The organism is Streptomyces sp. NPDC020801, from assembly GCF_044334385.1.
Lineage (GTDB): Bacteria > Actinomycetota > Actinomycetes > Streptomycetales > Streptomycetaceae > Streptomyces.
Genome location: NZ_JBIRST010000001.1, coordinates 865,636 through 885,924, shown reverse-complemented (window position 1 = coordinate 885,924; position 20,289 = coordinate 865,636). Strand labels below are relative to the sequence as shown.

17 protein-coding genes are annotated in these 20,289 nt (G+C 71.9%); 12 read left to right on the top strand and 5 right to left on the bottom strand.

From position 1 onward, the window contains the following. The first annotated feature begins 277 nt into the window (after positions 1 to 277). Both ACH4UM_RS04180 and ACH4UM_RS04175 read left to right on the top strand, forming a co-directional pair. Positions 278 to 1,330: a class I fructose-bisphosphate aldolase gene (locus ACH4UM_RS04180; RefSeq protein ID WP_398173278.1), complete on the top strand. Its 1,053-nt coding sequence runs from the start codon at positions 278 to 280 to the stop codon at positions 1,328 to 1,330. Positions 1,331 to 1,779: 449 nt separating this feature from the next. Continuing rightward, positions 1,780 to 3,369, top strand: a complete 1,590-nt coding sequence (locus ACH4UM_RS04175) for an oleate hydratase (RefSeq protein WP_398173276.1) — start codon at positions 1,780 to 1,782, stop codon at positions 3,367 to 3,369. A 433-nt stretch (positions 3,370 to 3,802) separates the two neighbouring features. Here ACH4UM_RS04175 and ACH4UM_RS04170 read toward each other — a convergent pair whose 3' ends face one another. From ACH4UM_RS04170 to ACH4UM_RS04160, 3 genes are all read right to left on the bottom strand, one after another. Next, positions 3,803 to 4,534, bottom strand: a complete 732-nt coding sequence (locus ACH4UM_RS04170) for a hypothetical protein (RefSeq protein WP_398173274.1) — start codon at positions 4,532 to 4,534, stop codon at positions 3,803 to 3,805. A gap of 115 nt (positions 4,535 to 4,649) precedes the next feature. Further along, entirely contained in the window at positions 4,650 to 5,150 is a 501-nt protein-coding gene (locus ACH4UM_RS04165; RefSeq protein WP_398173272.1) for a hypothetical protein, read from the bottom strand. 30 nt (positions 5,151 to 5,180) lie between these two features. Continuing rightward, on the bottom strand, positions 5,181 to 5,996 hold the full coding sequence (locus ACH4UM_RS04160; protein ID WP_398173270.1) for a DUF2249 domain-containing protein: 816 nt from the start codon (positions 5,994 to 5,996) through the stop codon (positions 5,181 to 5,183). 540 nt (positions 5,997 to 6,536) lie between these two features. Here ACH4UM_RS04160 and epsC point away from each other — a divergent pair. From epsC to ACH4UM_RS04130, 6 genes are all read left to right on the top strand, one after another. Continuing rightward, complete coding sequence (gene epsC, locus ACH4UM_RS04155; RefSeq protein WP_398173268.1) at positions 6,537 to 7,235, top strand: serine O-acetyltransferase EpsC; 699 nt, start codon at positions 6,537 to 6,539, stop codon at positions 7,233 to 7,235. Further along, on the top strand, positions 7,162 to 8,091 hold the full coding sequence (cysK, locus tag ACH4UM_RS04150; RefSeq protein ID WP_398173266.1) for a cysteine synthase A: 930 nt from the start codon (positions 7,162 to 7,164) through the stop codon (positions 8,089 to 8,091). Before epsC ends, cysK begins: the two co-directional genes overlap by 74 nt. Positions 8,092 to 8,345: 254 nt before the next feature. Continuing rightward, positions 8,346 to 10,691 carry a nitric-oxide reductase large subunit gene (locus tag ACH4UM_RS04145; protein WP_398173264.1) on the top strand — a complete coding sequence of 782 codons (2,346 nt, stop codon included), beginning with the start codon at positions 8,346 to 8,348 and terminating at the stop codon, positions 10,689 to 10,691. Then, complete coding sequence (locus ACH4UM_RS04140; RefSeq protein ID WP_398173262.1) at positions 10,688 to 11,197, top strand: hypothetical protein; 510 nt, start codon at positions 10,688 to 10,690, stop codon at positions 11,195 to 11,197. The genes ACH4UM_RS04145 and ACH4UM_RS04140 overlap by 4 nt, the downstream gene beginning before the upstream one ends. A 39-nt stretch (positions 11,198 to 11,236) precedes the next feature. Further along, positions 11,237 to 11,956: a helix-turn-helix transcriptional regulator gene (locus tag ACH4UM_RS04135; protein ID WP_398173260.1), complete on the top strand. Its 720-nt coding sequence runs from the start codon at positions 11,237 to 11,239 to the stop codon at positions 11,954 to 11,956. Between the two features lie 341 nt (positions 11,957 to 12,297). Beyond that, positions 12,298 to 14,073 carry a beta-ketoacyl-[acyl-carrier-protein] synthase family protein gene (locus ACH4UM_RS04130; protein WP_398173258.1) on the top strand — a complete coding sequence of 592 codons (1,776 nt, stop codon included), beginning with the start codon at positions 12,298 to 12,300 and terminating at the stop codon, positions 14,071 to 14,073. A gap of 506 nt (positions 14,074 to 14,579) precedes the next feature. Here the strand turns inward: ACH4UM_RS04130 and ACH4UM_RS04125 are convergent. Next, positions 14,580 to 15,653, bottom strand: a complete 1,074-nt coding sequence (locus ACH4UM_RS04125; protein ID WP_398173256.1) for a Ku protein — start codon at positions 15,651 to 15,653, stop codon at positions 14,580 to 14,582. A 71-nt stretch (positions 15,654 to 15,724) separates the two neighbouring features. Between ACH4UM_RS04125 and ligD the strand changes: the two genes are divergently transcribed. Next, a complete protein-coding gene (gene ligD, locus ACH4UM_RS04120; protein ID WP_398173254.1) occupies positions 15,725 to 16,606 on the top strand; it encodes a non-homologous end-joining DNA ligase in 882 nt (293 codons plus the stop codon). 22 nt (positions 16,607 to 16,628) lie between these two features. On the opposite strand, the gene ACH4UM_RS04115 is transcribed toward ligD, so the two are convergent. After that, positions 16,629 to 17,441, bottom strand: coding sequence for a nuclease-related domain-containing protein (locus ACH4UM_RS04115; RefSeq protein ID WP_398173252.1), 813 nt, complete (start codon positions 17,439 to 17,441; stop codon positions 16,629 to 16,631). A gap of 101 nt (positions 17,442 to 17,542) precedes the next feature. Here ACH4UM_RS04115 and ACH4UM_RS04110 point away from each other — a divergent pair, with 101 nt between their 5' ends. The 3 genes from ACH4UM_RS04110 to ACH4UM_RS04100 all read left to right on the top strand — a co-directional run bounded on the left by ACH4UM_RS04110 (position 17,543) and on the right by ACH4UM_RS04100 (position 20,285). Further along, entirely contained in the window at positions 17,543 to 18,049 is a 507-nt protein-coding gene (locus ACH4UM_RS04110; protein ID WP_398173250.1) for a dual specificity protein phosphatase family protein, read from the top strand. Between the two features lie 104 nt (positions 18,050 to 18,153). Further along, complete coding sequence (locus ACH4UM_RS04105; RefSeq protein ID WP_398173248.1) at positions 18,154 to 18,945, top strand: hypothetical protein; 792 nt, start codon at positions 18,154 to 18,156, stop codon at positions 18,943 to 18,945. Next, on the top strand, positions 18,942 to 20,285 hold the full coding sequence (locus ACH4UM_RS04100; RefSeq protein WP_398173246.1) for an ATP-binding protein: 1,344 nt from the start codon (positions 18,942 to 18,944) through the stop codon (positions 20,283 to 20,285). The genes ACH4UM_RS04105 and ACH4UM_RS04100 overlap by 4 nt, the downstream gene beginning before the upstream one ends. Positions 20,286 to 20,289 lie beyond the last annotated feature (4 nt).

The window sequence follows — 20,289 nt, the reverse complement described above, 5'->3', positions numbered from 1 at the left end:
CCTCTTCCACTGTTCCACGGCAGGACCGCTCCGGCGTCCTGACCGGCCCGTACCCCGAGTCCACCCACTGCCCGACGGCACGGCCCGGCCGGAGCGCCTGCGGCGGCATCCGGTGACCGGCCCGGCCCCCGGCCACCCGGCCACCCGGCCACCCGGCCACCCGGCCACCCGGGACAGGACGCCCAAACGGCGCGTACGGACTCACATGAGCCCGGCGGTTGCGGGAACCCGGGGCCCCACCCCTCGGCATTTCCGAGCGAACCGGAGAGGCGAGCCGATGACCGACATCCAAGGCTTGCTGGGCGACGAGGCCAAGGACCTGCTGGCCTATGCCGCCCAAGGGATTCCCAAGGAAGACCTGGTACTGCCGGGTGATGACTTCGTCGACCGGACCGTGGCCGCAACCGACCGCTCGCCCCGGGTGCTGCGGAACCTGCAGTCCCTCTTCGACCACGGCCGTCTGGCCGGCACGGGATACGTGTCCGTCCTGCCGGTCGACCAGGGCATCGAGCACTCGGCGGCGTCGGCGTTCGCCGCGAACCCCCGCTACCTCGACCCCCGGAACATTGTCGAGCTCGCCATGGAGGGCGGCTGCAATGCGGTCGCCAGCACACTCGGCGTGCTCGGGGCAGTATCGCGGCGTTACGCGCACAGGATCCCGTTCATCGTGAAGCTCAATCACAACGAGCTGCTGACCTACCCGAACCATTACGACCAGATCATGTTCGGCAACGTCGAGCAGTGCTTCCAACTCGGCGCGGCCGGTGTCGGTGCCACGGTCTACTTCGGCTCGGAGCAGTCGGACCGCCAGTTGCAGGAGGCGAGCGAGGTCTTCGCGCGGGCCCATGAACTGGGCATGTTCACCGTGCTGTGGTGCTACCTGCGCAACCCGGCGTTCAAGAAGGACGGCGTGGACTACTCGGTGTCGGCCGACCTCACCGGGCAGGCCAACCACCTCGGCGTGACCATCCAGGCCGACATCGTCAAGCAGAAGCAGCCGGAGAACAACGGCGGCTATCCCGCTCTGGGCTTCGGCAGGACCGACAAGCTCCTGTACGAGAGGCTCACCACCGATCACCCGATCGACCTCACCCGCTGGCAGGTGGCCAACTGCTACATGGGCCGCGTCGGACTCATCAACAGCGGCGGCGCATCGGCCGGCAAAGCGGACCTGGCGCAGGCCGTACGGACAGCGGTGATCAACAAACGGGCCGGCGGCACCGGGCTCATCACCGGCCGCAAAGCCTTCCAGCGGCCCACCGGCGAGGGCATCGAACTCCTCCACGCCGTACAGGACGTCTACCTCGACGACAGCATCACCGTGGCCTGACCCCTCGCGGGGGCTGCTGTTCGTCGCGGCGCCGGCCGATCGGTGGGGGTGCGGTGCCGGGGATCGGTGGTCCGTCTCCCACCCCCCGCCGCAAGCCGTCGGCCGGACCCGCCCTCGGCACTCCCCGAGCAGCCGGGCCCTCGTCCGCACCGCCCGGCCACACCCTCGGTACGCACCGCCCGGCCACACCCTCGGTACGCACCGCCCGGCCACACCCTCGGTGTACGCCCCGCCCGGCCGGGCCCATCGGTGCAGCCCCCGGGACATCCGGCCCCTGCCGGTCCTGCCGTTCCGGGGGGTTGGGTGAGGGGTACGGGCGCCGCGGCCGGTCGTGGCCGGGGGCGCCACCCTGCGCGCGGGCACGGTCACCTCGTGGTGATGGGCCTCGCCGCGCGGGTCATGGACACTGCCGGCCGCCCGGTGTCCGGGCGGCGGATCGGAGGAACGTGATGACGCAGGCTCCGCAGCACTCCCGCGCGTATCTGGTCGGTGGTGGCATCGCCTCGCTCGCGGCGGCCGCCTTCCTGATCCGTGACGGCGGCTTCCCCGGCGAGGACATCCACGTCCTGGAGGAGCTTCCGGTCGCCGGTGGCTCCATGGACGGCAGGGGCGAGGCCGCCGGGTACGTCTCCCGGGGCGGGCGGATGCTGGAGGACGAGGCGTACGTCTGCCTGTGGAATCTCCTGGAGACGATCCCGACGCTGACCGACGAGACGGTGTCGGTGCGCGAGGAGACCGCCGCGTTCAGCGCCAAGTGGCCCTCCGACTCCAAGGCCCGTCTGATCGGCAAGGGTGCCACGGTCCTGGACGCCTCCGACTACGGCCTCGACACCCGGGACCGGCTGGAGCTGACCCGGCTGCTGGTGCTGCCGGAAGCGGTGATCGGGGCGCGCCGGATCGAGGACTTCTTCTCGCCGCACTTCTTCGAAACGAACTTCTGGGCGATGTGGCGCACCACCTTCGCCTTCCAGAACTGGCACAGCGCCATCGAGCTCAAGCGCTACTTCCTGCGCTTCATGCAGGAGTTCCCGCGTATGCACACCCTGTCGGGCGTGCGCCGCACCCGGCTCAACCAGTACGACTCCATCATCCGCCCGCTGCGGGCCTGGCTGGAGGGCCACGGCGTGCGGTTCGAGCACGGCGTGCGCGTCACCGACGTGGACTTCGACACCGAGGACGACGGCACCCGCCGGGTGCGGCGCCTGCACCTCGACCGGGCCGGGCGGCCCGACGCGTACGAACTCGGCGCCGACGACTACGCGTTCCTCACCCTCGGCTCGATGACCGCCGACGCCGCCTACGGAAGCGACGACCGCGCGCCCGAGCTGATCCGCGACAAGCGCGACGGCGGGTGGCGGCTGTGGGAGGCCGTCGCCGCCAAGGCCGACGACTTCGGGCGTCCGACCGCGTTCAACGGCAATGTGGACGAGGCCAAGTGGGAGTCCTTCACCCTCACCATGCGCAGCCCCCTGCTGGTGCACCGCATCGAGGAGTTGTCCGGCAACCTGCCCGGCACCGGGGGGCTGATGACCTTCAAGGACTCCAACTGGCTGATGTCCATCGTGGTGCCGCACGCCCCGCACTTCGACGGGCAGCCCGAGGACGTCTACACCCTGTGGGGGTACGGCCTGTTCGTCGACAAGGAGGGCGACTTCATCGGCAAGCCGATGGCCCGGGCCACCGGGCGCGAGATCCTCACCGAACTGCTCGGCCACCTCGGCCTGTCCGGCATCGAGGAAGAGGTCGCGGCCACCACGACCGTGATCCCGGTGATGATGCCGTACATCACGAGCCAGTTCGCTCCGCGCACCGTGCACGACCGGCCCCAGGTGATCCCGCGTGGCGCGGCCAACTTCGCCCTGCTCGGCCAGTTCACGGAGATCCCGGAGGACGTGGTCTTCACCGTCGAGTACTCGGTGCGCGGCGCCATGCACGCCGTGTACGGCCTCCTCGGCCTCGACAAGGAGATCCCCGGCATCTACCACGCGCCGGCCGACCCGAAGACCGCGCTCACCGTACTCAAGGCGGCCCTGGCCTGAGAGGCCGAGGGGCAGACAGACGCACAGACATGCACAGACGTGGCGGGGCCCGGGAGTCGTATCCAGCTCCCGGGCCCCTGGGGATGCCACCCAATTGCGCACGCCGATGGCGTTTAAGAGGACGGATCAGTCATCAGGCCGTCGTGTTCTTCCTTTGAACTACCGCACCGCGCGAGAGGTGCAGGCGAGAGTCGAACTCGCATCCGGCGGCGGTCGTCCGTGCTCGGTCGATCCGGCGTTCGGTGGCGGATGCTGAAGCTGGAGCGAGAGTCTGAGATTGACCGCGGTCTGCCTGTGAGACCGCGTAATTCAGGCTGAACGTCAGTTTCAGCTTGCGCTCATGGCGCGGACCGGTCCTCAGTCCGGCCCGTGCCTGGTGCGCACCCCCGCGCTCGCACGCGGGGGCGATCGTGGTCGCTGCCCGTGGCCCGCCTCAGCCGAACAGGTAGCCGAAGACCGCGTCACCGATCCGCTGGTCGGTGACCTCGGCGCCGTTGGCCTCCTCGCGCGCGAACTTCACGGCCTGCTGGAGCTTCTCGACCCGCTCCAGCAGCTCGTTCACCCGCCGCGCGGGGAGCGCTCCGGAGAACTTCACCGTCGTCCAGTAACCGATGGGCACGTCCTCGTAGTACACCTCGACCTGGGCCGGGTGCTTGTCGGTCGCCTCCGCCTTGACGTGGTTGCGCGGGACCTTCTTCGTGCGGATCGTGCGGACGGGGTCCGTCTTCCACCAGTCCGTGGAGGGGTCGAGGGACCAGGACTCGGCGGCGTCGAGCACGGGGAGCTTCTTGACGAAGGTGTGCAGGTCGGTGAGCTGCTTCTCCAGGAAGAGCAGGTGACTGACGGGGACCTCGGCGAGGATCGTCCGGCCCTCGACGGTGATGTCCGCGCGCGCGGCGCAGTTGGCCCAGTCCTTGGTCGCCGTCACGTCGAACAGCCGCGTCAGCGACGCGGACATCTCCCGCAGGATCTCCTCGGCCTTGACCTGCACCCGCGTCGACTCGGGCGGCAGCTGCTCGCCCTCCTCGTCCTTCGGCTGGTACGTACGCGAGATGCCGGCCAGCAGCGCGGGCTTCTGCACCTTGTGGTGCGCGGCGGTGATGTCCTGAAGCGACTTGCTCTTGACGCCCTTTTCGACGGCGATGATCTGGTTGAGCTTCGTCACGATTCCCCCTTCGAACAGCAGCAACATAGCCCACCGGGGGTTCGCGACTCGCATGGTTTTTTCGCGCTGCCGACCCGGTTCGGCGGTTCGGCGGGGGGTGGGGTTCAGGAGCGGTTCAGCGGCGGCAGGTGTCCTTCGCCAGCGCGTCCGCCGTGGCGACCAGGGCCGCCCCGAGTCCGGTCAGCAGGCCGCCCAGCCCTGTGACCAGGGTGGTGAGGTGCCATGCCTGGTACGCGGACAGCAGCGAGCCGCGCAGGGTCTCGCCCATGAACGCGGTCTGGCGCAGCCTGGCCAGTTTCTCGTCGTCGCCTCCGGTGGCGTGCAGCTCGTCGGTGATCTCGGAGTAGGTGCGGCCGCCGGTGGCGTGGGCGAGGTGGTCCTTGATCAGCTCGGCGTAGGCATGGGCCTGCGGGCCGGTCTCCACCCGCCGGCCGGCGTACGGGGCGAGCTGGGCGGGCAGCCCGTGGTCGGGGAAACTGATCTTCTGGGCGGCCAGTTCGGTACGGATCTGCCTGCGGCCCATGCGGCCGCGCAGCAGCATGACGGGTCCGGCGGCCAGCAGGGCGGCCCCGGCCGTGCCGGACAGGGCCGCGATGCGGCGGTGCGCTCGGTCCATGAGGTACGTGCCTTTCTCGGTCGGCGTGGGTCAGCGGTGGCTGAGCAGGAGCCGCCAGGCCTCGGGGCCTCGCTCCAGGTACTCCACCGCGAAGTGTCCGGGGCTGCGCTGTTCGATCTGCGCCAGCAGCGGCAGCGGATCGTGCGGGGCGACCAGCACCATGGCCCGGCCGGCCGGAACCGCGTCGAGCGCGCCGAAGACCGTGGCGTGGCGCAGGGCGTGGGGAACCTCCCGTACGTCCAGTTCGGGTACGTCCTCGTCCACGCCACCGCAGGCGCATCCTCCGCCGCAGCCATCACCGGCCGCCGGCTCCCCCTGCCTTCCCCGTTCTCCTTCTGCCCCGGTGTCGTCGGCCGGCGGCTGCGCCTCGAACTCGTGGTGCATGTCCGCCAGCAGTGCGGCCAGCGAGACACCGGGCGCGGCGGCGAGCAGCGGCAGGACCAGGCCGTTCTCCTTGGCCACGTGCTCCTCGAAGAGCACCTGCAGCGCCCGTGCGTCGGCCGCGGCGCTCACCGGGGACGAGGCGCCGCGCAGCGCGTCGACAAGCGTGGCCAGGCGGCCGTGCTCGGCGATCAGGCTCTCGACCAGCAGATGGCCGTCCGCGGTCCGGCGCGCGGCGGCGTACAGCGTCGCCTCCTCGGCGGCGGCGTGCGGCAGGAGTTCGCGGTCGCAGAAGGCGACGAGGCCGCCGCGGATGCGGTCGGCCGCGCCGGCGTCGCGGTCCGCGGCCGTCAGCAGCATCGCCACGCGGCCGGACAGTTCCCCGGCCAGGTGGGCGTGGTGCTCCTCGGCGGCGGCAAGGGCCGCTGCGTCCTCGGGGGTCGAAACGAGCGTCACATCGCTCATGGCGGTGTCTCCAACGGTTCACGGCCGGCTCGGCCGGCCCGTGTGGGCAGTGGGCTGATCCGCCACGTCGCCGGTTCGGCCGTGGCACCGGGGCGGCCCGCACCGCACCGGATCCGGCACCGGGACGTGGCGGATCGCCGCCCGGCCGTGGCAGGTAGGGCGGCCGGGCGGCGACCGGGCCGGAGGAAACGGCGTCTGCCGCAGCCCCGGACACGAGAAGACATGGCCGGGCAGTCGAACCAGCGGTTCGCGGCGCCCCCGGGCCGGTCAGACGCCAGCATCATCCGCCGCTGGTGCCGGTGCCTGGGCCACGCGGTCCCTGGAGGACCGGCCACCGGTCCCTGGTGACGGGGGCCGACCGGGCCGATCGGCCGGCCGGAAGGGGGCGCTTCGGCCCAGGTGCCGGACCGCCCACCCGTCTACCGTCCGGCCCCATGGAAAGCAGCAGGACACCGGACCACACGGACAGCGCCGTCCGCTCCGGCTGAGACCTCGTACGAGCCGCGTACGAGCCATGTCCTGGTCACAGAAAGACGCTTCATGATCTTCGAAGATCTCCGGACGGCTTGCCGCAAGGACCCGGCACTGCACGGTGCGCACGTCGTCGAGGTCCTGCTGTATCCGGGGCTGTGGGCGATCTGGGCGCACCGGGTCGCCCACCGGCTGCACCGGCTCGGCGTACCGTTCCTGCCCCGGTTGCTGTCGCAGGTCTCCCGGGCCCTGACCGGGATCGAGATCCATCCAGGCGCGGTCATCGGGCGTCGCTGCTTCATCGACCACGGCATGGGCGTGGTGATCGGCGAGACCGCGGTGCTGGGCGACGACGTGATGCTGTATCACCGCGTCACGCTGGGCGGTACGGGCTGGTGGGCCGGGACCCCGTCGGCCCGGCGGCACCCCACTGTCGGCGACCGGGTCGTCCTCGGGGTCGGAGCGACCGTGCTCGGCCCGGTGCACGTCGGCCACGACACGCTGGTCGGCGCGAACGCCCTCGTTCTGCGCGACGTCCCCGCCCACTCCACCGTGCGCGCCGCGGCCTCCACCGTCCAGCCCTCCACCGTCGAGTCCTCCACCGCCCAGTCCTCCACCGCCCGGCGCTCCCCTGCCGCACCGTCCCCGTCCTCTTCCCCTCGCCCACCCTCCTGTACGACCCCGAAGGACAGCCATGGCACCGATTCATCCCTCGATCACCGCGCTGATCGGCCGTACCCCGCTGGTGGCGCTGCACCGCTACGGTGAGGAGCTGCCGGCCCGGCTGGTCGCCAAGCTGGAGTCGGCCAACCCCGGCGGAAGCGTGAAGGACCGTATCGCCCTGGCGATGATCGAAGACGCCGAGGCCACCGGAGCGCTCCGGCCCGGCGTGCGGATCGTCGAGCCGACCAGCGGCAACACCGGCATCGGGCTGGCGCTGGTGGCCGCGGCCAAGGGCTATCGGGTGACCTTCACCATGCCGGAGAGCATGAGTGTGGAGCGGCGTGCCCTGCTGCGCGCGTACGGGGCGGAGCTGGTCCTGACGCCGGCCGCCGAAGGCATGCGGGGCGCGGTAGCCCGCGCCTCGGAACTGGCCGGGGAGCACGGCTGGTTCATGCCGCAGCAGTTCCGGAATCCGGCCAACCCCGACGCCCACCGCCGTACCACCGCGCAGGAGATCTGGCAGGACACCGCCGGCCAGATCGACGTCCTGGTGGCGGGGGTGGGCACGGGCGGCACGGTCACCGGTGTCGGCCAGGTGCTGAAGGAGAAGAAGCCGGAGGTCACCGTGGTGGCCGTGGAGCCCGCGGAGTCGGCGGTCCTGTCGGGCGGCTCCGCCGGCCCGCACCGTATCCAGGGACTCGGCGCCGGGTTCGTCCCCGAGGTGCTCGACACCGAGGTCTACGACACCGTCTCCCGCGTCTCACTGGCCGAGGCGCAGGCCGCCGCCCGCCTCCTGGCGCGTACGGAGGGCGTCCTCGTCGGCGTCTCCGGCGGAGCGGCCCTGCACGCCGCCGCGACGATCGCGCGCCGTCCGGAGCACCGTGGCGCGCTCATCGTCGTCGTACTGCCCGACACCGGAGAGCGGTACCTGAGTACGGACCTCTTCTCGGCGGACGACTGAGGAGCGACCCGAACAACCCGAACAACCCGAACGACTCGAACGACTCAAACGACTCGACCAAACGGAACGAACAGAACGAACAGGGCAACCGGGCAAGAGGGGCAACTCTCCTGCCCGGTTGGACACCTGACGACACGACCACCGAACCGGGATGCTTTTACACGATGCTAAATTGTTTTTACTCTGCTGGTCGTGACTATCGCGCCGAGGCGCGTACACGATCTCCCCCGCACCAACCGTCCCGAGGAGGACACATGGGCAGACGCCCGCGCATGATCGCCCGCGGCTGGGTGCAGGCGGCAATCCTGGTGACGGCCGTCGGATTCCTGGTCATGGGACTGCTGGCCATGCGCACCTACCAGGCGGAGCCGCCGGTCCCGGATCGTGTGGTCACCCCCGCCGGCGAGCAGCTGTTCACCGGTGACGACGTCCGGGAGGGCCAGCGGGCCTTCCTCCGCAACGGCCTGATGCAGTACGGCTCGATCTTCGGCCACGGTGCCTATCTGGGCCCCGACTTCACCGCCGACTACCTGCACCGCAGCGCCGCCTCCGTGCAGAGGCGGTACGCGGGCACGGGCGGCGGCTCGGGTGACGCCCATGCCCGCACCGTCGCCGACTTCCGCACCAACCGCTACGACTCCCGCACCGGCACGCTGGTGTGGTCCACGGCCCAGGGCGAGGCGTTTCGGCAGCTGACCGCGCACTACGCGGACCTGCTCGGGCGCCCTGAGGCCAAGCAGGGGCTGCGCCCGCACGCGGTGACCGACCCCGCGGCCGTCCACGACCTGACGGCGTACTTCGGCTGGTCCGCATGGGCCGCCGCGGCCGACCGGCCGGGCAAGAACTACTCGTACACCAACAACTGGCCGTCCGAGTCGCTCGTGGACAACGGCCCGACCGGCCACACGATGATGTGGAGCGTCCTGTCCCTCATCTTCCTCCTGGTCGGTGCGGGCGGCCTGTTCGCGGCGTTCGGCCGCTGGAACTTCCTCGGCTGGCACGGCAGCGACCAGCGGGTGCTGCGCTTCCACGCGCCCCGCGACGTGCGGCTGACACCGGGTCAGCGCACCACCGCCTGGTTCTTCCTCGTCATGGCCGCGCTCTTCCTCCTCCAGGCACTCCTCGGCGCGGCCACCCAGCACTACCGGGCGGACCTGGGCAGCTTCTTCGGCATCCCGCTGGACCACTGGCTGCCGTACAACCTCACCCGCACCTGGCACACCCAGCTGGCGATCTTCTGGGTGGTCACCTCGTTCCTGGCCATCGGCATCTTCCTGGCGCCGCTGATCTCCCGCGGCTGGGAGCCGGCCCGGCAGGCGCTGCTGTCCCGGCTGCTGCTCGGCGCGCTCGCCGTGGTCGTCCTCGGCTCGCTCCTCGGTGAAATGGCCGGTATACGAGGCTGGTTCGGCAACCTGTGGAGCTGGCTGGGCGACCAGGGCTGGGAGTACCTCGACCTCGGGCGGCTGTGGCAGGTGCTGCTGGTGGCCGGGCTGGCCGTGTGGACGCTGATCCTGTTCCGCGGGCTGCGCCGGCGGCTGGCCGCCGAGAGCGTGGCCAACATGCCCTGGCTGTTCTTTCTCGCCGCCCTGGCCCTGCCCGCCTTCTACGCGGTCGGCCTGCTGGCCACGCCCGACTCCTCCTTCACCTCGGCCGACTTCTGGCGGTTCATCGTCGTCCACCTGTGGGTCGAGGACTTCCTGGAGCTGTTCACCACCGTCACCGTCGCCTACCTGTTCGTCCTGCTCGGCGTGGTCCGAGAGCGGGTGGCCCTGGCCGTGATCTACCTGGACATCGTGCTGTACAGCGCCGGCGGCGTGATCGGCACCATGCACCACCTGTACTTCTCCGGCGAGCCGGCCGAACACCTCGCCCTGGGCGCGATGTTCTCCGCGCTGGAGGTGGTGCCGCTGCTGTTCCTGACCGTGGAGGCATGGAGCTTCCTGCAGCTCGGCGCCCGCCGGCACAGCCCCTCGCAGACCCCGTTCCCGCACCGCTGGGCCGTGATGTTCCTGGCCGCGGTGGGCTTCTGGAACTTCCTGGGCGCGGGAGTGTTCGGCTTCCTGATCAACCTGCCGATCGTCTCCTACTACGAGATCGGCACCGGTCTCACCGCAAACCACGCGCACGCGGCCATGATGGGCGTCTACGGCATGCTCGCCGTCGGCTTCGCGATGTTCGCGTTGCGCTACCTCATCCCCGAGGACCGCTGGTCCGACCGGTGGCCCCGGCTGTCGTTCTGGTCCCTCAACCTGGGCCTGGCGTGGATGAGTTTCGCCACCCTGCTGCCCGGCGGGGCACTGCAGCTCTACAAGGTCCTCGACGCCGGGTACGCCGATGCCCGCAGCCTCGGCTATCTGCAGGGCCATGCGAACACCGTCCTGGAGTGGCTCCGGCTGCCCGGTGACGTGGTGTTCCTCGTCGGCGGGGTGCTCCCCCTGCTGTGGATGACCTGGCAGGGCGTCCGCCACCGGTCCGGCGCGTCCCGGGACCCGGAGGCCCCCGGGCAGGATCTGCTCTTCACCGAGCTCGTCACCGCCGGCGCCGTGGAGCACCGAGCCACGGCAGGCGACGAGGCGGCCGCGAACCGGGAGGAGCCGTGAGCGGCGAGGTGGTCTTCGTGGCCGGGTACGCCGTCGTACTGCTCGGCGTGGTCGGTGTGCTGGAGTTCTACGGCCGCCAGCCGACCAGCGCATGGGCCTCGCAGGTGTTCGCCGGGTACCGGCGGGCCGTGCCGGACCCGCCCCGGCCGGCCGAGCCCGGCGACTGGCCGCACTCGGAGGTGGGCCGTTTCCACCGGGTGCTGTCCCTGTTCGTCGCGGTGATCGCCGTTCTGCTGGTGTCGGCGGCGCTGGTCCGCCACCACCGGCCGCTGGAGGCCGTCGTCCTCGTCGCGGCCGGCGGCCCGCAGGCCCTGGTCGCCCACCGGCTGCTACGACGCCTGCGCCGCTCGGCCGACGGGTCGGCCTGCACGTCGGACGGCACGTCGGACGGCACGTCGGACGGCACGTCGGACGCCGCACCGGGCTGTGCGCAGGACAGCGCGCCGCGTGGTCCGCAAGGTGCGGACGGTGCGGACGGTGCGGGCGGCCACCGGCAGGTCCCGTGACAGGCGATTTCATGAGGGCGTTCAAATAAACTGGCATCCATGAGCGAGCAGGCGTTGACCGACCCGAGCCCTTCCCAGCCCCTGGGGGAGAGCCGCGCCCGGGTTCTGGAGATCCTGCGCGCCGCGAAGGAGCCCGTAGGGGTGCAGGACGTCGCCACGCGCGCCGACCTGCACCCCAACACCGCCCGCTTCCACCTCGACGGGCTGGTCGACGCCCAACTGGCCACCCGTGACGCCGAGGAGCGCGACCAGCCCGGCCGGCCCCGGATGGTCTACCGCGCCGTCGGCACGGACGCCGCCGGCGGGCTGCGCAGCTACCGCATCCTGGCCGAGATGCTGACCGGCCTCGTCATCGGCCGGCTGCCGCAGCCCGAACAGGCCGCGATCGAGACCGGCGAGACCTGGGGCCGCTATCTGGCCGACCGTCCGGCCCCGCTGGAGCACATCGACGCGGCCGAGGGCGTCCGCCGGGTGGTGAAGGTGCTGGAGAGCGTCGGATTCGCCCCGCAGGCGCCGGTGGGCGGCGGCGCGGCTGACGCGCGGCTGTCGCCGATCCGCGTCCGGCACTGCCCGTTCCGGGAGATCGCCGAGCAGCACCGTGAGGTGGTGTGCTCACTGCACCTGGGTCTGATGCGCGGCGTACTGGCGGAAGTGCGCGCCCCGCTCACGGCCGAGCGGCTGGAACCCTTCGTCGAACCGTCCCTCTGCCTGGCCCACCTCGCCCCGGCGCCGCAGGCCGCACCCTCGTCGCCCGCGTAGCCGCTGCCGCCACTGCCGCGTCCATAGCCACTGCCGGCCTCGTAGCCACTGCCGCGACTGAACGTGCCGCAGGTCACACGGCATCACCTCTCCCCTCCCCCACCAAACCGCCGCATACACGGGCGGATCACATTCCCGGCCGCCGCACGCGCTCGTGACGTGTCACACACCGCCACGCGGGCACTCGCCCAACTCCAGGACCACTCGGGGCTATTGAGGCTATTCGCACATACATCCTGTTTAGGGCGAATATCTATCTCCATGGCTTTTTACGTCTTCACCCCTTTCACTCGGGAATGGTTCGCGGTACGACACTTCACGCCCCAGGAATTTATACGGATATGCCCCATTCATCCGAATTGCCCGAAGTCCCCATCGATCCCCATGCAGTTACCGCCGCCGAGGTCGTACCCGGCGATCTGGTCGCCCTTTCGCAGGACGACGCCGAACGGCCGCAGTGGTGTGTCGTGATGCACACCCTTCCCGAATCGCCGGAGACGATCCGGGTGACGCTGCGGCCGCCGCTCGGTGGCGTGGATCACGATGAGGTCCTGATGCGCGCGCAGGAGGTGTCCGTCGCCGGGCGGCGGGTGGACGTGGCGGCCGTACCGGCCGTCTCCTCGCCCCGGCTGGACGATGTCCCCTTCCGGGACGGGGACCGCGTGAGCCGGCTGCGGGCCGTGGACCCCGAGGGCGTCGAGGTGACCTACGAGCGGCGATGGGGGGTCTGGCACCGGGACCTGGAGGCCGGGAGCACCCGGACCGTCTCCGACGACGTCGTACGGAGCTGGGCCTCCGACGCCGACCAGGAGGGGTATGTCGTGCGGCATCACGCGCGGCCGACCCGCGAGTCCCCGGTGGTCCGTCCGCGACGGGTCGTCGTGACCGGGCTCGGGGCCGTCACTCCGCTCGGCGCCGGGGTGGACGAGCTGTGGCGGGGGCTGCTCGACGGGCGGCACGGGATAAGGGAGTTGGAGGGGGAGGAGTTCGAGGAGCTGCCCGTGCGGGTCGCGGGCGTCGTGCCGGTGGATCCGGCCGCGATCCTGCCGCGCGCCGCCGCCCGGCGGATGAACCGGGCCGCGCAGCTCGCCGTCATCGCGGCCCGGGAGGCCTGGGGCGACGCCGGCTTCACCGAGGGCGGGACCCTGCCGAGCGGGCTCGACCCCGAGCGGGTCGGCGTCAGCCTCGGGGCCATCCTCGGGGACGCCTCGGTACTGGTCGGCGGGGACCGGAAGCTGCGGGAGAAGGGCCCTCGGGGGGTGTCCCCGCTCACCACGCCCATGACGGTGCCTTCACAGGCCGCGTCCCAGATCTCGCTGGACCTGCACATCACCGGTGAGGCCCGGACCGTGACCAGCGCCTGCGCCTCCGGGACCGAGGCGATCGGCCAGGCCATCGACCGAATACGGTACGGCCGTGTGGACGTCGCCCTGGCCGGTGGCGCCGAGGCCGTCGTCACGCCGGCGATCATGGCCTCGTTCGCCGCAATGCGCGCCCTGTCCGGGCTCGGGCTCGAGGACGGCACCTCGCCCTCACGGCCCTTCGCCGAGGACCGAGCCGGGTTCGTCAACGGCGAGGGCGCCGGGCTGCTCGTACTGGAGGCCGAGGAGCACGCCCGGGCCCGTGGCGCCCGGATCTACTGCGAGGCCGCCGGCTGGGGGCTGTCCGCCGACGCGCATCACATGGCCGCGCCCGATCCGTCGGGAAACGGTGTCGCGCTGGCGCTGCGGCGGGCGGTGCGGGACGCGGGCGGACACGTCGTCGACGTCGTCCACGTCAACGCCCATGCCACGGCCACCGTGGAGGGGGACCTCGCCGAGGCGGGCGCCCTGCGAGCCGTACTCGGCCAGCCGGGCGTGCCGGTCACCGCGCTCAAGGGACACCTCGGGCATCTGCAAGGGGCCGCCGGCGGCGTCGAGGCGGTCGCGGCCGCGCTCACCCTGCATCACGGGCTCGTGCCGCCGACCGTAGGGTGCGCGGAGGTCGACCGGGAGATCGGGCTCGACGTGGTGACGGGCGCGCCGCGGGCGCTGCCCGAGAACGGGGACCTCGTGCTCAGCAACTCCTTCGGGTTCGGCGGGCACAACGCCGTACTGGCCCTGCGGCGCGTGGGTTGAGGGCACCAGGCGGACACGGGGGGTCCCGCACGGCGAAAAGCCACGCGGGCCCCCCGCCCCGCTTGAGTTCTAGTAGTGGTCGTTGCAACACCCCAGTTCAAGGGGTGCGATGGACTTCGAGATCCGCAAGGACAGGAAGCCGGGGGCCCGCGTCGTGCGCGGCCCGTCTGCCGTGCGGGACCCCCGCCGTGCGGATCCGCACCCTGCGGTACTCCCGCGTCATGCGGGCCCTCACGCCGGGTGGGACTCCCGCACCCTGGTTGCCCTCACACCCGGCGGAGTTCTCGCACCCTACGCGCCCTCACACCCGGCGGGATTCTCCCGTCATACGACATCCGCGCCGCGCAGGACCCCTGCGCCGTGCCCGGGCCCCTCCATGCGTGGGCGCCGCACCACGCCATGCGCCGCACCACGCACCCCGCACACGCCATGCCATGCACGCACGCACCACGCCACGCACGCACCACGCCTCCGCGCCGTGGCGGACCCCCGCGCCCCGCGGGGCCCTATGCCGTGCGCTTGCGGCCGGCCGTCTTCTTGGCCGGGGTCTTCTTCGTCGTGCTCTTGCCGGACGACGCCGTCTTCTTGGTGGACTGCGCCGACTTGGACGCCGTCCTCTTCGCCGTTGCCGCCGTCTTCTTCGAAGCGGTCTTCTTGGCCGCCGGTGCCGGCTTCTTGGTGGTCTTCTTGGCTGCGGCGCGGGTGGACTCGCGTTGCGAGAGGTGTCTGACCTCGGCCTCCTCGCCCACTTCCTCGCCCACTTCCTCCCCCGCTTCCTTCCCCGCTTCCTCGCCCACTTCCTCGCCCCGGGACTGCTTCGCCGCCCGGACGCTCTTCTCCAGGGCCGCCATCAGGTCGAGGACCTTGCCGCCGGGGGCGGGCTCGGGGGCCTCGGGGGGCACCTCGCCGGAGGCCTTCGCCGCGATGACCTCCTCCAGCGCCTCGCGGTACTCGTCGTGCAGGTCCTCCAGGTCCACCTCGCCGAGGGTGTCCATCAGGGCGTCGGCGAGGTCCAGCTCCTTGTCACGAACGGTGACGTCGACGTCCGGGGCCACACCCTGGGGGGTGCGGATCTCGTCGGGCCACAGCAGGCCGTGCATGGCGATGACGTCGTCCACCACCCGGAGCATGCCCAGGCGCTCGCGGCCGCGCAGCGCGAACTTCGCGATCGCCACCTTCTGGCTGCGTTTGAGGGCCTCGCGCAGCAGCGTGTACGGCTTGGCGGCCGGGGCGCCGCTCGCGGCCAGGTAGTACGCGTTCTCCATCTGGAGCGGGTCGATCCGGTCGGCCGGGACGAAGGCCACGATGTCGATCGTCCTCGCGGTCGGCAGCGGCAGATGGGCCAGGTCCTCGTCGGTGATCGGGATGATGCTCCCGTCCGCGTCCTCATAGCCCTTGCCGATCTCCGACTGCGTGACCTCGCGGTCCTCCAGCTCGCAGACCTTGCGGTAGCGGATGCGGCCGCCGTCCTCCGTGTGGATCTGGCGGAAGGAGATGGTGTGGCTCTCGGTGGCGTTCACCAGCTTGATCGGGATGCTGACCAGGCCGAACGAGATGGCGCCGTTCCAAATGGATCGCACGTGCAGCACCTTCCGGATCGGTTCAGTGCAGTTTGTAATAGTTTCCGCATTTTCCGTGGTTTTCTTATCGTATGGCGCCGATCACAGTGGTGGAGGGGAGACGGCTCGCGGTCAGCAACCTGGAGAAGGTGCTGTATCCCGCGACCGGGTTCACCAAGGGGGAGGTGCTGCACTACTACGCGACGGTCGCCGGCGCGCTGCTCCCCCATCTGCGCGACCGTCCGCTGTCCTTCCTGCGGTATCCGGACGGGCCCGGCGGTGAGGTGTTCTTCGTCAAGAACGTGCCGCCGGGTACGCCCGAGTGGGTGACAACCGCGCAGGTGCCCCGGTCGGACGGGCCGGCACGGATGGTGCTGGTGCAGGACCTGCCGAGCCTGATGTGGGCGGCCAACCTGGTGACCGAGTTCCATACGCCGCAGTGGGTGATCGGGAACCCCGGGGAGGCCGACCGACTGGTGTTCGACCTCGACCCGGGGCCGCCGGCGACCGTGGTGGACTGCTGCCGGGTGGCGCTGTGGCTGCGGGAGCGGCTGGCCGCGGACGGGATCGAGGCGTACGCGAAGACATCGGGGTCCAAGGGGCTGCATCTGCTGGCCGCGGTGCGGGGGGCCTCCAGCGAGCGGACCTCCGAGTACGCCAAGGGGCTGGCCGTCGAGGCGGAGAAGGCCATGCCCCGGCTGGTGCTGCACCGGATGACGCGGAGTCTGCGGCCGGGGAAGGTGTTCGTCGACTGGAGTCAGAACGCGGCACGGAAGACGACGGCGGCGCCGTACACCCTGCGGGCGCGGCCCGAGCCGATGGTCTCGGCGCCGGTGACCTGGGAGGAGGTCGCTCAGTGCCGGGCGCCGGGGCGGCTGGAGTTCCGGGCGCGGGACATCGGACCCCGGGTGCAGGACTTCGGTGACCTGCTGGCTCCGCTGCTGGACCGCGGGCGGGCCGGGGCGCTGCCGTGACCCGCCGCCGCGTCGCCTCCGGTTACACCCGTCCCCATGTCCGCCGGTCCCGTGCCATCGCGTGCAGGGCCTCCACGTCCGCCGGTTTCAGTACGCCGCCCAGCCGCGCCAGCCCCTCCAGGTCCGGGTCCTGCAGGACCCGGACGCCCCTCGGCGGGGCGGCCAGGCGCAGGTCGGCCGGGCCCGCCAGGGCCAGCAGCGGGTGGACCTCGGCCGTGAGGGCGTAGGAGGCGCGGTCGGCGATGGCGCGGATGTGCCTCAGCAGCGGCTCCGGCTCGTGCCGGCCCTGGGTGATCATCGGGCCGGCGACCTGGACGCGCTGCTTGCGGGCGTACAGGGCATGGACCGCGAAGAGGCCGCCGGGGCCGATCACCAGGTGGTGGATGCGGTCGCCGCCGGGCAGCGGGATCGAGTGCAGGGCGTGCCAGCCGGCGCCGTCCAGGCGGTCCAGGGCCTCGCCGACGGTCTGCTCGGCCGTGAGCGCCCGGCGGCGCGGGTCGGGGCGCAGCCGGCGCGCGGGGCCCGGGTCCCGCTCGAGGGCGACCAGCAGCGCCTCGCCGGGACGGTTGGGCGCCAGGTCGTCGTCCGGGTGGAGGCTCAGCCGGGCCAGGTCGGCAGGGGTCGGGACCGGTGGCGGGCCCACCGCGACCGGGCCCGTGAGGAAGGGGCCCAGGGCCGTCAGTACGGCCTCCCGCTCGCCCTCGCTCAGGAGGTTGACGCGGGCGGCCTCACGGTCGTACCAGGCGACGTTCCTGCCGTCCGGGTGGCAGACGTAGAGCCGTTCCTGTCCGTGGCGCCAGGTCGGTATGACGCGCAGTCCGCGGTGTCCGCTCATGCACCATCACCCCCATGACCATGGGAACAGGCGGGGTGCTCCCAGGGCAAGAACCCGGCTACCTTTGAGGTGCCGTTGGGAGCGGAGTTGGGGAGGCGCCGTTGCGGACCCGCAGGAAGCAGCCCGACGTACCGGCTCCGGACAACCCGTGGAGCGAGATCGTGCCCGGCCTGTGGATGGGCGGCCACGAGTTCAGGGGCCGCTTGGGGCAACTGGAACTCGCCGTTGTGCACGATGAGTTCGATCTTGTGCAGAGCCTGCTCAGGCTGCCCGGGTACGGTCCCGACACGGGCGTCGAGCACCATGTGTGGCCGATTCCCGACGGGCCGCTGGACGGGACGCAGCTGGCGGGCGTGATGCGGCTGGCCCAGGCCGCCTGCGACGCGCTGGACGCGGGCCGCACGGTCCTCGTGCGCTGTTACTCCGGGTACAACCGCTCGGGGCTGGTCGTCGCGCACGCCCTGGTGCGCCAGGGTCGCTCCGCCGACGAGGCGATCCGGCTGATCCGCGCCCGCCGCTCCCCCTGGGCGCTGCACAACGAGCTTTTCGTCGCCTATCTGCGGGCGGGGCTGCCCACGGCCCGGTTGCTCGAGGAACTGGCCGAATAATCGTTTTACCTGCGGTGGCTACGCTCTGCGGGCAGCACCGCACGGTCCCGCCGGGGAGCGGAGCCGGTGCGCAAAAAGGACTTCCGCACGAATAAGGTGTATCAGTGTCTCCCAGACGCACCGTTCCCGCCCTGGTCACCGCCCTCGCCGCCCTGGTGCTGGCGACGGCGGCGGGCTGCGGCGACGCGGGCGGCCTGCGCGCGGCGGGAACGACCCCGACCGCGATCAGCCCGGCCCGGCTGTGGCCCTCGCTGCGGCCGGCCGCCAGTCCCGCCTGGCCGTACGACGAGGTGCAGATCGAGACCGTGAAGGGCGTCACGGCGCCCGGCGACGAAATCCACCGGGTCGATCCGGTGGCCGTCGTACGGGCCGAGGTGGTCGCACATCCGGACGACTACACCAGCGCCAAGGCGCCGTACCGCGAGACGGCCGTCCGGCTGGCGGACTGCGGCAAGGGCGGGGCTGCGGGTGGGCGGTGTCCCGTGATGCGGCCGTACTTCCGCGACCTCACCGGGGACGGGCGGGACGACATGGCGCTGGGCTTCCGGCTGTATCCCACCAACCAGACCGGCGTGCGCGTCTACACCTTCGAGAACCACAGGCTCGTACAGGTGTTCGCCAACGACGACGCGGTGATCGGTGTGGAGCTCGCCGGGCGGGCCGTGATCATCCGTTCCCCCGCCGGGATCGCCGGCTACGAGTACCGCACCACCTGGTCCTGGGACCCGGACCAGCGCGCGATGGTCTTCTCGCGCGACGAGTTCCTGCGCACCGGCACGCACAAGCCCACGCGCGCCCGCACCCCGGCACCCACGGCCTCCCTCTCGCCCGTCCCGCGCCCGTCCCTCACGCCGTCCGTCCCACCGGCCGGCTCCCCCTCCGCGAGCACGCGATGAGAGCCGGGCTCCCCCGGTGGTCCGGGACGCTCGCCGTGAAGGCCGCCGCCTTCATCACGGTGATGTGCTGTGCGCTGGCCGCGCTGCTCGGCGTGCTCGTGCACGTCTCGGTGACCGACCAGACCGTCGGGCAGGCCCGCGAACTGGCGCTGTCCCGGCTGAAGGACGCCACGAGCGCGTTCGAGTCCGGGGACACACTGCTGCCGGGCGCGGGCGTCAACCCCCCGGGGCTGCCCGAGTCGCTGCGGCGGCTGGCGGCGCACGGGCGGCGCGGCACGGTGGTCGACCAGCATCACGGCCGGCCGACGATGTGGGCGGCCGGCCCCGCCGACCACGGGCGGACACTGGCCGTGGAGGTCGACTACTCGCAGCAGGCCCGCACCATCGCGGGGCTGGACGGGGCGATCCTGTGGTCGTCGGTGCTGGCGATCGGGGCGACACTGCTGGTCGGCGCGTTCGCGGTGACCCGGGTGACCCGGCGGCTGCACGCCACCGCGCGGGTGGCCCGGCGGATCAGCGCCGGCGACCTGGACGCACGCGTGGACGACCCCCTGACGCGGGACCGGTCCCGCCCTTACGACGAGGTGGCCGCGGTCGCCGCCGCGCTGGACTCCATGGCGGCGTCGCTGCAGGGCAAACTCATGGCCGAGCAGCGGTTCACCGCGGACGTGGCGCACGAGCTGCGCACCCCGCTGACCGGGCTGCACGCGGCGGCCGAGCTGCTGCCGCCGGGCCGGCCGACGGAGCTGGTGCGCGACCGGGTGGCCGCGCTGCGCACGCTCACCGAGGACCTGCTGGAGATCTCCCGGCTGGACACCGGGCGGGAGCGGCCGGCCCTGGACGCCGAGCATCTGAGCACGGTGGCGGAACGCGCGGTGCGGGCCGCGGGCACGGCGGCCGGGACGGACACGAAGGTCAGGGTCGTACGGGACGTGTACGTGGAGACCGACCGGCGGCGGCTGGAGCGGGTGCTGGCCAATCTCGTGGCCAACGCGCACAAGCACGGGCAGCCGCCGGTGGTGCTGACCGTGGACGGTCCGGTGGTCACCGTGCGGGACCATGGCGACGGCTATCCCGAGTACCTGGTGGAGCACGGGCCGCAGCGCTTCCGCACGGAAGGCGGGGCCACCGGGCACGGACTCGGGCTGACGATCGCGCTGGGCCAGGCCGAGGTGCTGGGGGCCCGGCTGGAGTTCGCCAACGCGGCGGAGGGTGGGGCGGTGGCGACACTGACGCTTCCTCAGGAACCTCCGGTGCCGAAGTCCACGACGGACGGGACGGGCGACGCCGTACCAGGTGGCGGCGTCCGAGATGGCGGCGTCCGAGATGGCGGAGTGTGACGGC